This is a genomic window from Saccharibacillus sacchari DSM 19268, assembly GCF_000585395.1.
GTDB lineage: Bacteria > Bacillota > Bacilli > Paenibacillales > Paenibacillaceae > Saccharibacillus > Saccharibacillus sacchari.
On the sequence record NZ_KK073875.1, the window covers coordinates 3905172 to 3918270 of the forward strand.

At 51.6% G+C, this 13099-nt stretch carries 11 protein-coding genes; 3 read left to right on the forward strand and 8 right to left on the reverse strand.

What is annotated here, in order from left to right; translation table 11 throughout:
• The first annotated feature begins 213 nt into the window (after nt 1-213).
• Both SACSAC_RS16865 and SACSAC_RS16870 read left to right on the forward strand, forming a co-directional pair.
• Entirely contained in the window at nt 214-801 is a 588-nt protein-coding gene (locus SACSAC_RS16865) for an RNA polymerase sigma factor (protein ID WP_037288496.1), read from the forward strand.
• A complete protein-coding gene (locus SACSAC_RS16870) occupies nt 782-1612 on the forward strand; it encodes a hypothetical protein (protein ID WP_037288499.1) in 831 nt (276 codons plus the stop codon). The genes SACSAC_RS16865 and SACSAC_RS16870 overlap by 20 nt, the downstream gene beginning before the upstream one ends.
• Before the next feature lie 97 nt (nt 1613-1709).
• Here the strand turns inward: SACSAC_RS16870 and SACSAC_RS16875 are convergent, their stop codons facing one another.
• The 7 genes from SACSAC_RS16875 to SACSAC_RS16905 all read right to left on the reverse strand — a co-directional run bounded on the left by SACSAC_RS16875 (nt 1710) and on the right by SACSAC_RS16905 (nt 10729).
• A complete protein-coding gene (locus tag SACSAC_RS16875) occupies nt 1710-2354 on the reverse strand; it encodes a hypothetical protein (RefSeq protein WP_169833785.1) in 645 nt (214 codons plus the stop codon).
• Between the two features lie 35 nt (nt 2355-2389).
• Nucleotides 2390-4117, reverse strand: coding sequence for a PH domain-containing protein (locus SACSAC_RS16880; RefSeq protein WP_037288505.1), 1728 nt, complete (start codon nt 4115-4117; stop codon nt 2390-2392).
• On the reverse strand, nt 4114-4623 hold the full coding sequence (locus SACSAC_RS16885; RefSeq protein ID WP_051507199.1) for a PH domain-containing protein: 510 nt from the start codon (nt 4621-4623) through the stop codon (nt 4114-4116). Before SACSAC_RS16885 ends, SACSAC_RS16880 begins: the two co-directional genes overlap by 4 nt.
• 210 nt (nt 4624-4833) lie before the next feature.
• Entirely contained in the window at nt 4834-6222 is a 1389-nt protein-coding gene (locus SACSAC_RS16890) for a hemolysin family protein (RefSeq protein WP_051507200.1), read from the reverse strand.
• A gap of 395 nt (nt 6223-6617) precedes the next feature.
• Nucleotides 6618-7409, reverse strand: coding sequence for a class I SAM-dependent methyltransferase (locus SACSAC_RS16895; RefSeq protein WP_037288511.1), 792 nt, complete (start codon nt 7407-7409; stop codon nt 6618-6620).
• Between the two features lie 45 nt (nt 7410-7454).
• Nucleotides 7455-8924, reverse strand: coding sequence for a DUF6892 domain-containing protein (locus SACSAC_RS27245; RefSeq protein ID WP_051507201.1), 1470 nt, complete (start codon nt 8922-8924; stop codon nt 7455-7457).
• A 359-nt stretch (nt 8925-9283) separates the two neighbouring features.
• Nucleotides 9284-10729, reverse strand: a complete 1446-nt coding sequence (locus SACSAC_RS16905; RefSeq protein ID WP_037288513.1) for an alpha-L-fucosidase — start codon at nt 10727-10729, stop codon at nt 9284-9286.
• 135 nt (nt 10730-10864) lie between these two features.
• On the opposite strand from SACSAC_RS16905, the gene SACSAC_RS16910 reads away from it, so the two are divergent.
• Nucleotides 10865-12310 carry a glycoside hydrolase gene (locus SACSAC_RS16910; protein ID WP_051507202.1) on the forward strand — a complete coding sequence of 482 codons (1446 nt, stop codon included), beginning with the start codon at nt 10865-10867 and terminating at the stop codon, nt 12308-12310.
• Between the two features lie 122 nt (nt 12311-12432).
• On the opposite strand, the gene SACSAC_RS28260 is transcribed toward SACSAC_RS16910, so the two are convergent.
• Nucleotides 12433-12837, reverse strand: a complete 405-nt coding sequence (locus SACSAC_RS28260) for a spore coat protein GerQ (RefSeq protein ID WP_051507203.1) — start codon at nt 12835-12837, stop codon at nt 12433-12435.
• Between the last annotated feature and the right edge of the window lie 262 nt (nt 12838-13099).

Here is a 13099-nt window from a genome sequence, read left to right on the forward strand (position 1 = left end):
ATATGCTAATTTTTTGAATAGTTGTGCAAAAGGTAATTAAATATCCAAAAACGATTCATTATATAATAAGAAAAAGCCCACCTTCTTCCTTCTTTCATGTAGAATAGGAGAATATTAAATTAATTTCTTCCGTTTCGACGAGTAGGCTTACATAAACGAATAGAATCGTAAGCAGCCGGATTCGTTCGGAACGCAACCGGGAAAGGAGCAAATATGGCTCAGCATCTTCAGATGCTCCTCAGCCATGAATTCGACGAACTTGACGAAGGCATGCAGGAGCTGATATATAACGAATACTATGATCTGGCCTACGGGGCCGTATTTTACATTGTGCGGGATCATGCGGCGGCCGAAGACGTCATTCAAGAAGCTTTCTTGAAATTGATCAGACGAAGACCGGAATTCGAAAACGAATCCAAGTTTTTCGCTTGGCTCAAGGTCGTAACGCGGAATAGCGCAATCAATGATTTAAGAAAAAATAAAAGACACCGTAACCATGTGGAAGCGGACAGCGTTCTTAATCATATAGAGGCTAAGCAGGATGCCGGAGCTTCGACCGAGAAAACGGTCGAGGTACGAATGATGGAGGAAGCGATCCTGCGGCATCTCGAAGACATGAAGCCGGAATACCGCGCGATCATTCTATATCGCTGGAAATACGGCATGTCGTACAAGGAAATCGCCGATTCGCTTGGCACCAGCGAAGACATTATCAGGCAAAGGCTCTTTAGGGCGAGGGAAAATATGCGCAAGGTGCTGCGCAAAGAATGGGAGGGCAGCGATGAAAGACGAAAAATTTGACGAGCTGTTCGACGAAGCGTTTGAACGCGCCGCAAACTCCGCATCGCCGGTTGACCCGAAATCCCGCCGGGCATCCTGGCAGCGCGTGCAGCAGCACCGCATGCAGCATACCTCAAGAAGACGGCGCAAGCGCATGGTCAGGTTGACCGGAGCCGCAGCCGGACTGATCCTGCTCGGATCCGTCGTATTCTCGGAACCGGTACGGACGGGAGCACTGACGCCGATTTATCAGACGTTGTATACATGGAGTACAGGCGAAGTCGCGCTGACGACCGGAGAAAAAAAGCCGCTCCAAACCGAAGGCGCGCTGACCCCTCCTCCTCCGGAAGGCGTTCAAGCACCGATCTCGACTTCGGAAACCGGCGATTTCGAAGAACCCGTCATCACGGATTTCGTGACGACCGAGAGCCAACCGGCCACTTTGGAAGAAGTTCGCGAAAAACTGCCTTATACGATGCCCGAGTTTCCTCGGATTCCGGCTGATCTCAAGTTGGACAAGGTATACTTATCCGTTCCAGATGACGGTTCGACGCCGGAAGGGTATACTCTTTTGTATCGGGGAGAAGGAAATCGCGAAGCCATGCTCAGTGTCCAACTATTGGAAGAAGAAGAAAATGGCACGTACGGTTTCGGGCCTGGAGAGCTGAAGGAAGTTATATTGGATAACGGACTGGAAGCCCAATATGTCGGCAGGGAATACAATAGCTTGGTCCACACTATTCGTGGAAGGCTTGACATTATGGTCAGCGGATCATTGACGGAAGAAGAGTTTCTTCAAATTGCCGGACATATCGTGGACGGCGAACCTTAAGAACGTAAAGAATAATCGTACGAGGGATCGCATGATTTCAAATAAAAAGCTTCTTCCCGGGCGGGAAGAAGCTTTTTGCCGCGGATTGCCGAGATTATTAGTTAGGCACGAATACGGTGCTGCTATAAATCGTACGGCTTTCCTTATTGATTCCGCTGGATGCCCAATGATCGGATTTGATTCGGTAATAATAACCTTTCGTTACGCTCAATGCGTAATTCAGGTTGTTATACGCAATTCCCGAGCTTTTGGTCCGCGTGCTTCCGAATTCTGTCCAATCGCTGCCTGTCCAACGTTCGAGGCCGGCCGTGACACCGCTTTGAGAAGCGGAAGCCGAACTTCTTGTTTCGGCGGAAATTTGCAGCGAAGAATTGCCCGACGTCGAAAGATTACTGTATGCTGAAACCAGATATTGGCTGGCCATTAAACTTGATGCGAAACCTTCGTAATACAAAGTCGGCGGCGGCGGTGGCGTAAGCGCGCCCGGCTCCATCACAGATTCATTTAACGATCTTTCCGGCAGTGCCGTAAAAACATTGTCTGTCACAGGCGCTGATTCCGATGCTTGCCCGACCCCTGGAGCAGCGAACGATGCAGTAACCAAAGCAATAGCAGGGATAGCTAAAAGCTTGAAAAAATGAGTTTTTTTGTTTGTGTTCATTTTTATTCCCCTTTTCGTATGTAAATGTGTTACATACGTATATAACGAAACAGGAACCAATTTGGTTCCTGTTTTCTCCATTTTATATTAATTTATTTTTTGACTTCGCGAACTGCTCATATTTTGCGCTCACGACGGTACCATTCATAGATTTGCCGGGCATCCGAAGCTTTCAATCGGGAGACGCTGATCGAAGAGCCGCCCGAACCGCCGAGCAAATGGGCTTTGATATTAAGCATCTGCCCTCTTCTTTGCCAACGGCTGCCTCCGACCCGGAAAGCCACGATATGCCGTTTCAGCGTGCAGTGCGTCTGTTTGGCGATCGCCCGATTGACGATTGTCAGCCGATCTCCGTCTAAAGCAGCTCCGCTGGTGCGGAAACTCCAGTAATCCAGACCGAATACGATCGGAACCAGCAGTAACGACCATAGGCCCATATGCGGGAAAAAGTAGATCAAGACCGCGGCCAAGACGGCGGTTACGATCAAGCCGATTCTGACATAGCCGAGTATCGCGCGTTTCGGAGGCTTCAACTCCGCAGCGGCAAATGTAAACTGCGGGATGGTTTGCTCCAGTAGACTTGCGATCTGGGACCGCGGAATAAACGGATGCAAGGCGGGTGTCTCCTTCTCGCTTGAAGAAGATACGACATTGACCTCGACATGCGCGTACCCCAGCGCTTGCCGCAACCACCCTTCTCTGATCGTAACGGCCTGGACACGGGATGGATCGAACAAGAATTGCTTGCGTTCAAGCAATCCGTAGCGTACCGAAAGTCTCCCCCCGTCGCGGTATAAGGAAAATCCGGCAAATTTGACGATGAATAATACCAGTGACAGCAACCAGGCTGCAATCAAGGCTGCCGCAGCAATGATCAAGATGGCTTTAATGCCCGTAAAGTAGGCTTGGGCATTGCTGACCAGTTGGTTGACCCAGCGATCCGGCAGCAAATCGTCCGCGAAGGAAACGATACCGGCCACGAAGGCGACGGCCAAGCCGAGATTCATCTCGGTGAGGGCCGCTTGGAAAAGGCGGCCGGGGCCGAGCCGGTAGAGCAGCTCCGGCTCGCGGATCTTCGGTCGAGCGTCGGCCGCGACCGAAGGAGGTTGCGCCGCAGGCCCGCCTTCGGCGTGGCGTGCCTGCGGCGCGCGCGAATCCGGCGGGGCGAAGCCGTCCGCCGCGCCGGTTTCGCCCGGAACGGCCGAATCGCGCGGCGCTCGATTCGGAAGCTGCGCTCCTTCTTCATGAGGAGCGCCGGACGGAGCACCGTATGCTCCGTCCATTCTTTCCGGTCCCCCTGCTTGGACCGGAAACTCATTAGCGGCCGCCTGATCCTGGCCGCTTTCGCTTGCCGCGATCCCTGCGGCCGCATCATCGGCCTGATCGGGCAAGGCGATAGAGCGCTCGTTCAGAACGCGCTGAAGACGCTCCGCTTCCTCGCGCCTAAGCACGGGCAGCACGGCATCCCCTTCGCTGCCCCCTGGCGTCTCAATCTTCAATTGCACGACGCCCAGCAGACGCTGGATCAAAGGCTGTTCTTGGCTCACGGAGTGAATGCGCGAGTAATAAATAATTTTCTCGCTGCGTTGGATCAGACCTTTGCGAATCGTGATTCGGTCCGATTCTTCCTCATACGTGAACCTTTTCCAGCCGATGATTTCCATGGCGCCTGTCAACAGGATCAAGGCTAACGCCCCGCCCATCACCCAATATACGGTAGGCGGAAATTTTCCGTTAGCGACGAACTGAATGCCGAAGATAAACAGCAGCGGAACCAGACTGCGAATTAGCTTGAGCATGGAAAAGGCGATATACAGCGGAGACATCCGCTTCGGGCCGCTCATTCTTCCGTCCTCCGAGCCAACTCCCCGATCGTTCGTTTCAAGCTTTCGGCTTCCTCTGCCTTCAGTCCGGCAATCGAGTGCGTGGTCGCCGCAGTTACGACCTTCAGTTCGGCTAATCCATACTTGCGAAGGATCGGCCCGCTCTCCAGTTTGACGTGCTGTACCTTAGTCATAGGAATCAGGGTCTCTGTAATGAAGAACAGACCCTTGCGAATCTCGACCTCCTCCTCGAAGATCGCGAAGCCGAATCGGTTATAGCGAATAACAGGAACCCGGAACGTAGCGAACACGAATAAGAGGGCAAAAACTAACGTAACCAGCCCGCCGATCCATAACGGTAACCAGCTCCATTCGAAAACAACGCCCAACACTGCCAAAGTCGCCGCAATCAGCAGCGGAAATATGTAGAAGCAGGCGCTTCCAAGGCGCGAAGCTGCAATCCAGTCTGGATGCAGGCGCCGGAAACGTTCTTCGCCTCTTTGTTGCTTTTCTTCATTCGATTCCATGATTTTCCCCTCCATGCCTTAAAGCGTAGCGATATTTGGGATGCAAGTCAATCAAACGCCAGCGTTCGCTCATCCGCCTGATTGGGGATACGCAAGCAGGTACGCTCAAGTTGCAGACACGCAAAAAAAAGACCGCCGAATAATTTCGGCGGTCTCTCTGTTTTTTGTTCCTTATCCTAGAGCGTGTCTCGGCCCGACTCAAGCTTTCGATTACGCACCCGCTTCGGCCCGCTTCGCTGTCAAAGCTGTCGACATCGCCGCTTCAGCTTCTAGTTCTTCACCAATCAACTCTGAATCGGCTGCATCCGTTTCGCGTTCAGTCATACGATCTTCCTCAGGCAACGGCTTCAAAATCCGCACCCGCGAAATCCGCTTCTGCTCCGTCTCGTCCACGATAAACGTACACCCTTCGTGATCGACCGACTGTCCTTTTTGCGGAGGCAGCGCGTCGATCCGGGCATATAACCAACCGCCGATCGTGTCATAGTCGTCAAAGTCGAGTTCAAAGCCAAATTGATCGTTTACGTCTTCGATCAGCATCATGCCGTCGATCGAGTAGCTGAACTCTCCGGCTTGCTCCGTTTCAGGGCGCTCTTCTTCATCAAACTCGTCCTGAATCTCGCCCACGATCTCTTCCATGATGTCTTCCAGCGTAACCAGCCCGGCCGTACCGCCGTATTCATCGACCAGCATCGCGATTTGCGTACGGCTGCGCTGCATCAGCTTCATCAGTTCGCTGATCCGGATCGACTCCGGCACGGCGATGATTGGACGAATCAACTGGTCATAGTCGGCACCCGGCGAACGCATCAGATCCTTGATATGGATAAAACCGATGATATGGTCTTTGTCCTGTTCGCAGACTGGATAGCGGGTTCGCATACCGTCGTAGGCGATTTCAAGATTTTCCTCATGCGACAAATTGGTGTACAGACAGATCATTTCCGTCCGCGGAATCATCACTTCGCGCGCGGTTGTATCGGCAAATTCGAAGATATTGTCCACGAGCGCCATTTCCGTATTATCGATCAACCCGTTCTTGTTGCTTTCCTTCACCAGAATCCGAATTTCTTCTTCGGTGTGCGCAGAGTCCAGTTCGGAAGCCGGCTCGATCCGCAGAAGCTTAAGCAGACCGTTCGCCATTCCGTTCAAGACCCAGATAAACGGATACATCATTTTGTAGAAAAAGACCATCGGAGCCGCCGCCGCAAGCGCCACCGCTTCCGTTTTGCGAATGGCCATCGACTTGGGAGCCAGCTCCCCGATCACGATGTGCAGCATAGTGATGATGATGAACGCGATCGCGACCGAGGTTCCGTGAATCGCCACCTCATTGTTCCAGCCGAAACTATGGAACAGCGGGCGCAGGAACGACGCGACCGCCGGTTCCCCGATCCAACCCAGGCCAAGCGATGCCAGCGTAATCCCGAGCTGACACGCCGACAGATACGCATCCAGGTTTTGCACCATATTCCGGGCAAAACCCGCACGCTTACTTCCGCCGTCCGCCATCGTGGCAATTCGGCTTTCACGAAGCCGCACCATCGCGAATTCCGCCGCTACAAAAAATCCGTTCAACCCGACAAGCAGCACAACCATTAAAATACTTAACCAACCTGGCAAGGGGTCACTATTCAATATACATCCCGTTTCCGCGCCGCTTACCCAAGCGTTACGCTATCGGAAAACGGGTCCACCTCCTTCGTTTTCCTAAATAATGTTGAATCACCGTATCCGACGACTGTTCACTTTGAGGTCCCTTGACCCAAGCTAGCAACTCCCCAATTTTATTCACTCCGTTTCCAAGACGTATACGTCACATTTTAGCTATAACTTTAATTATAATCGTAAGTTACCTCCAGCAAAATAGGAATGAAAGGTCAAAAAAGCCAAAAAACCGCCCTAAGGACGGTTTTAAGTCGATCTTATCGATCCATTCTTGCTTCTCGCGTTCCCGCACGGTCTCGCTCACGCTTTTACGACGGTTCTTCCGATTATTTATGCGCGATTAAGGTAAAAGTCTTCGGAATGCCTTTGTCGAAGCTGTCGCCGGATAAGTTGGGTTCCTCATCAAGCCGAACGATCACAAGGCTGTTTTGAGCTACCGCGGTCACGATCTCCCCGAGATTCCATTTGCGTAGCAGAACCTTCGGCGGTTCGCCTTCTGCATACTTGGCAAAGGAAGCTTCTTGTTCTTCCAGCGACGTATCGAAGTAATCCCCGTCTACTTTATGCTTGCGAATCTTGGCCGTCGTTCCGCGCGAAGAAATGAGCTTCGTCGAAACCGGATGGAAATCGCGAAGCACAAATCGTCCGCCGGGCGCGAGCAGCGTCTGAACCACATTCATAAACGGATTCAAGTCCGTAAAGTAATGCAGGATGCCCATTTCCGCAAATACGATATCGAAGGTTCCGGCGAGATTCGTCACGTCCAGCTTGAGCACGTCCGAAACCATATAATCCAGCGGGACGCCCGCCGCTTCTGCCAACTCCAACGCATAACGCTGGTTGCCCGGCGAAAAGTCGACGACAGCAACCGAAGCACCGAGCAGTGCCAGCGCAACCGCTTTGCTTCCGTTGGAGCCCATCAGGTTCATAATTCGTTTGCCCGAAGGATCGCCGATCGCGTCTCCCAGAACGGACAACGACTTCAACGGCTGCTTGCCGATTCTCTCTGCCGCTTCATCGGGTCTTCCGAAGCGTTGCACCCAAGCCTCGTACGTTTCCTGATTCCAGGCCTCTTCGTTGAAAGGATGGGCAACATTCTGTTGTTCTTGATTGTTCATATTCGACTTCCTTTCGATACAGCGCTCAGGCAACTGAACGGCACGCTAATCCTGAACTAAAATAATTCCGCGTTCGACTGCCGGAGCCGAATCAGCTTTCAGCAATCGAATCGCTTGGAGTACGCGCAGATTCGGCAAATGCTGAAGATCTTCAAGCGTATGCACGTCGAACCAGCCGTCTTCTCCGTTCCAGAACGGAATAATCTGAAGCTGAACCTGCTGCCCGCTGCCGATGACGAGCTTCGTGACCTTCGACAAGTCCTCTTCCGTCAATACCAGACGCTCGAAATATTCTCGAACCTCGGGGATCGGTCGATCTCCTTCTTCGGCAATCGATATTTCGCGCAGTGCATACTCTTGGACGAATACGCCTACGTCGAAACGCGGAGTCAGCACGTTTTGTTTGTACATCAATTCCTCGATAACCGCAAGTTTAAAGTTAAAGTCCGCAAATGAGATCCCCTTGACCCCATTTTTGGTGCTTGGCATGCTGTCGGCTTCGATCTGCGCAATAACCGCATTCGCCTGTCGCAGCGTCTCCGCCGCTTTCGCGGCCAGAGCGGTCTTGCGATGCTGGGTAACGGTCAAATCCAGCACCAGTCGTCGATCAGTGGATCTGGCGATCTGAAGCAAAGGCTGACGCAGCAGAGGATAATAGATGAACGTATCGATAAATTCATCAAATTGTTCATCCGACCATGCAGGCATATACCGTGCAAGTGCATCAGACACGGGGCGAATGCCGCGTTCAAGTACGGCAGCCCCCTCGCCCATGAAGGACGAAGCCAGACTGAAGTAAGCTTTACCCTTATTTTCCCTGGATTGATCAAGATTCAGATAGAAGTGAATGAGCCGTGCAATCTCTTCGGCATAGCCGGGATGGTAACCCAGCATATAGATATGAACATGATTGCAAGCCGGATAAAACATTCGAATCAACTCTGGGAGCAAGATGGATGCTTCAGAGCGCAAATCGTCATCATCCATGTAATGCGGATGGTTGAAATAGATTTCGAACAGTGCTGCGGCGGCGCGTGAAAGCTCACGAAAAACCGGATCGCGCCGATCGGCACTTTTCCCCTTCTCAATCCATTCGCGCAGCAATTCAAGCACACGCGTATGACTGGATCGCAATTCGTCCCGAAGTGCGTAAGAGCTTTCGATCGACGCCTTGCGAAGCGCAAAAAGCTCGGTTAATTTGGCTGTTTTTCGCGCAGATGTTGCTTCTGTGAACGGTTCTTTTTCCAAAATATTCAGCATCGTGTCATAAAACCATGCGCGTTCCTCGACGGTTAGCAGGACGAACATCGACCACGCTTCGTTGATCCGTTCATCCACGCGCTTTTGGTTCTCTTCCTCAAGCTCGAAATCGTCCACCCACTCGAAAGAAGCCTCGATTATTGCCCGACCTTCCGGTTCAGGCGTGAATCCTTGCAACCGATTCAGCAATTGGTGCGAGAGTTCCGAGGGCTCCTCGTCGGGATTTGCCCGAAGCAGGGCTTGGAGCTTGGTCATCGTAGTTCCTCCCAGTACATATGTCCATTACGTAACAATTTTCGTTCCTATAATAGTAACATTTAGTTCACTCCCTGCACCAGCCCGGCTTTTTAGAATCTTTTCAAATTCTAATGAAATTCCGGGCGATTTTTGCCGTTTTTTACATCCCGTCAACGACACCCCCTTATTAATCAGGCAAAAGGCCTGTTTTATTGAAATTAGCGCTCATTAAAATGGTTGTTTCGTTATGTATGACAGCAATATGTAAGACCTTGAGCCTACCTCCATCATAAGGCTTTCTGCGTTCTTTTCAAAGCCGAAGAGCCGGAATATGCGCATCCTTCTTGATAGACGCACCAATTCCGGCTTTGGTTGGATTACGGGCGAAGGAAGTTTACGAACAATCGAGACAACGTCGGAAATGCCCGATATTGCTTCATGCCGACCCGAATTTGCGAAGTCTGTATAGGATTAAAGCGTAATACTCTAAGATGTCCTACAGTGCCACCTTCCGCAACAGATTGCCATTCGCCGTCAGTTTCCGCGTCGCTTCCTACTATTTTTGCAAACACTTCAAAAGCTTCAATCCGTTGTCCCGACGCCAGATGTTCTCCCAATCCCAACGTATCGATCCACTGCGGCTGTTCCAACGTTAATTCAATCCAGGGCTCAATGTCACTCTTTTCCGGTTGCCAGAATGAAGAGGCTTCGCCGGAGTGACTCGATAAGACGGCTTCCACGGAAACCTGGCCGCTAGACGTTCGTAAGGTCGCCCCCTGCATCAACGAAGTATCTTGAAGCTGTGAGATTCTCCGCCCCAGGTCCTCCAGCGCCAAACGATCCGGCCTAGCGATACGTCCCTGCGCATCGGGCGGTATATTGAGCAGGAACGTCGCATTGCCTCCAACCGCATTCAAATAAATCCCGAACAACTCTTCGCCGCTTCGAACCTGGTCGTCTTCTTCCTGATGGTAGAACCAACCCGGACGAATCGAAGTGTTCACCTCGGCTGGGTACCAGACCCATTCGCCGTCATACGCCGCAATGGCCTTCCTGCTGCCCAAGTCTTCTTCCATCGAATTGAAAGAACGCGAGAACTCCCCATCGTCGGCCTGCTGCGACTTCTCGGCCGTCTTTTCGGCATCGCGCAGCGGCGCGGGCACGACGCTCCATTCCTGCTTCCTCGTCTGCCCCGCCTCGTTGCCGACCCAGCGAATATCCGGCCCGCATACGCTGATCACGCAACCCGGCTGCAAACGGCGAATCACTTCATAGTAACGCTCCCAGTCATAAAATTGCTTTTTTCCGTTGGGACCTTCTCCGTTCGCTCCATCTAGCCAGACGCAGCCGATCTCGCCGTAATTCGTTAGCAGCTCCGTCAGCTGATCGATATAAAAGTCGTCGTAAGCTTCGCCTTCTCCATAGCTGCTCTCCGTCCGATCCCAAGGAGAAAGGTAGACCCCAAACTTCAATCCGTATTTCTGACAGGCCCCCGATACTTCCCGCACCAGATCGCCTTTGCCGTCGCGCCAAGGAGTGTAGGCAACGGTATGTTTCGAGTATTCGCTCGGCCACAGACAGAATCCGTCATGATGCTTACAAGTCAAGATCACCGCCCGCATACCGGAACGTGCAAGAATCGCTATCCATTCCTCCGCATCGAGCGACTGCGGGTCGAAGATCGATAGGTCCTCATGGCCTTCGCCCCATTCGCGCCCGGTCATCGTATTCATTCCGAAATGAATAAATCCATAGAACTCCAACCGCTGCCAAGCGAGTTGTCTTGCCGATGGAGCCACTTTCGCGATGTCATGCAAGTCCATTACGGCACTTCCCTTCCTTTAAAAAGATTCACTCCAAAAGCATAACCGATCTGCCCGAAAGATGCGCGTTTTCAGAGCGAGACGAACGATTCCCGGTTATACTATAGAAGAATTCGAATCTGAAGGAGGCGAATCATGGGTAACGAACAAGCCGAAAATGCTGCCGTATCCTCGATCGAGGTCGATCTGTCCGTCAAGCATCAGACTTTTGAAGGTTGGGGAACGTCTCTTGCCTGGTGGGCCAACGTTCTGGGCGGTTGGAGCAAGGCGCGCAGACGCGAGATTGTGGAAAAGCTGTATGCTGCGGAATCCGGAATCGGGATGAACATCGCTCGTTACAATATCGGAGGAACCAAAGATGCGGACGATCCTTTTTTGGACTACGGCAAAGCGATTTTATCTTTTCAAAACGAAGACGGAAGCTGGGACTGGTCGCGAGACGCGAACCAGCGGGAGATCATGCGGTTGATTCGCGATATGACCGATGAACCGATCTTTGAAGCCTTTTCCAACTGTCCGCCCTGGTGGATGACTCTTGCGTACGATCCGCAGCATCCGAACGGCGCGCAAGGCGCGACGACGGGAGGCATCGACGGCGGAGATAACTTAAAACCCGGCTCGGAACGCGAATTTGCTCGTTATTTAGTCGAGGTTGTCCGGCATTTTCGAGATGAGCATGGGCTTACGTTCCGTACGCTGGCTCCGTTCAACGAACCCGTCGCAGGCTGGTGGAAGCATCGGATTACGAAGCAAGAAGGCGCGCAAATTCTGCCCGGGCAGCAGCAAATCGTGATCCGTGAGGCTGTTGAAGCTTTGCGGGAAGCCGGGCTTTCGGATACATCGGTCAGCGCATCGGACGAATCCTTTGTCGAGATGGCGCTGAATACATGGAATGCTTTCTCGCCTGAGATAAAAGCGCTGATTCCGCAAGTGAACACCCACACGTACAATGATTCAGGCTATGACCCAGAAAATTTCATGAAGACGGTTACATCTGATGGGAAAAAGCTTTGGATGTCTGAAGTTGGCTTTGAAAATGGAGCTCACCCGACAGATGATCCTCATTCGATGATCGGCGCAATACGGTTGGTTCAAGGCATCACCAAGGATTTGAAAATCATGCGTTCTGAAGCCTGGGTATACTGGCAAGCGGTTGAAAGCAATGTCAGCACGTGGGGATTGATCTTTGCTCCGTTTGAGCATAATGAATCAGAGTCTTACTTCATGTACAAGCAATATTATGCACTCGGTAATTACAGTACATTCATTCGTCCGGGAAGCATTATTGTTCATAACGACGGCGAAAAATCGCTTGCGGCGTTTGACCCTGCTGCAAATCGTCTGACGATCGTAACGTACAACGACGGGGATGCGGAAACGGTAAGCTACTCTTATCAATTGCAAGGACTTGCTTCGTTCGGCAATGGCGCACCGCTTCAAGCACGCATATACCGGACGAGCGCAGAAGAAAATCTGGCGGAGCTGGAGTCCATAACGCTGGAAAAGGGAAGCTTCACGGCTGAGGCTATTCCGGGATCTGTGACCACGTATGTAATCGATCAGGTGGCGGCAACAACATAACCAAAAAGACCTTATCCGCACCCTACGTGTCGGAAAAGGTCTTTATTTATTGCGATTCACGGGTCATCAAACCTCGCTTTGTTCCTTGGGGATTTGATTTGCTTACGAGTCGAACCGTTAACTTATTGTCCGGCGAAAAAGGCTTCGTTACCCGAATAGAAGTATCCGGTCGTATCGCTGAATACCACATAGTCGATGCAATTCAGGGGTACGACGGTACGTTGTCCATATTCGACGCTCAATACGATATGGTCGCTACCCGCCGCTTCAAGTCGTCCTTCAACCGAAGTTGACGTAAATCCGATATTCATTCCGGGTACGATGTAAAAAGTGCCTGTGCGTCCCAGATTATTTTGCAACGTAGAGATTACGTTGGGTTGTTCATAATTGGTTTGCGGAATGGACGCTTCGATCATCGGCGATCCGGATCTGGCCAACGGATTACGGAACCCTGCGCCGCCTCTTCCTGCCATGCCGTTCATGCCGCTGCTAATCCGATAGGTCACGGGTGAATAGGAATATTCCATATGAATCCCTCCTCGTTTTTGCGCGGATGTCCGCGAGTGGATAAAAATATGTTCACGTCCGCCCGGCTGTATCGTCCATTTAGAGAAGGTGAAATTGCGATTAGAGTACAATTCATGCTTTATATCCTTACTATTACCCGAGAGACGCAAAGGGCAAACCTTATTTTTACATCGAATATGGCAAAAAAGTGAAGAAGGAGCTAGAAATGGCGCTGCGGGAGAAATTACAAGCATAGGCTTCCGAAGTGCATTTCTTCGAAAT

Coding starts and splice junctions, on each gene's coding strand:
- SACSAC_RS16880 (WP_037288505.1), bottom strand. CDS start 4,117: ATGAGCGGCCCGAAGCGGATGTCTCCGCTGTATATCGCCTTTTCCATG.
- SACSAC_RS28260 (WP_051507203.1), bottom strand. CDS start 12,837: ATGGAATATTCCTATTCACCCGTGACCTATCGGATTAGCAGCGGCATG.
- SACSAC_RS27245 (WP_051507201.1), bottom strand. CDS start 8,924: ATGACCAAGCTCCAAGCCCTGCTTCGGGCAAATCCCGACGAGGAGCCC.
- SACSAC_RS16875 (WP_169833785.1), bottom strand. CDS start 2,354: ATGGAGAAAACAGGAACCAAATTGGTTCCTGTTTCGTTATATACGTAT.
- SACSAC_RS16895 (WP_037288511.1), bottom strand. CDS start 7,409: ATGAACAATCAAGAACAACAGAATGTTGCCCATCCTTTCAACGAAGAG.
- SACSAC_RS16910 (WP_051507202.1), top strand. CDS start 10,865: ATGGGTAACGAACAAGCCGAAAATGCTGCCGTATCCTCGATCGAGGTC.
- SACSAC_RS16885 (WP_051507199.1), bottom strand. CDS start 4,623: ATGGAATCGAATGAAGAAAAGCAACAAAGAGGCGAAGAACGTTTCCGG.
- SACSAC_RS16865 (WP_037288496.1), top strand. CDS start 214: ATGGCTCAGCATCTTCAGATGCTCCTCAGCCATGAATTCGACGAACTT.
- SACSAC_RS16870 (WP_037288499.1), top strand. CDS start 782: ATGAAAGACGAAAAATTTGACGAGCTGTTCGACGAAGCGTTTGAACGC.
- SACSAC_RS16905 (WP_037288513.1), bottom strand. CDS start 10,729: ATGGACTTGCATGACATCGCGAAAGTGGCTCCATCGGCAAGACAACTC.
- SACSAC_RS16890 (WP_051507200.1), bottom strand. CDS start 6,222: ATGGTTGTGCTGCTTGTCGGGTTGAACGGATTTTTTGTAGCGGCGGAA.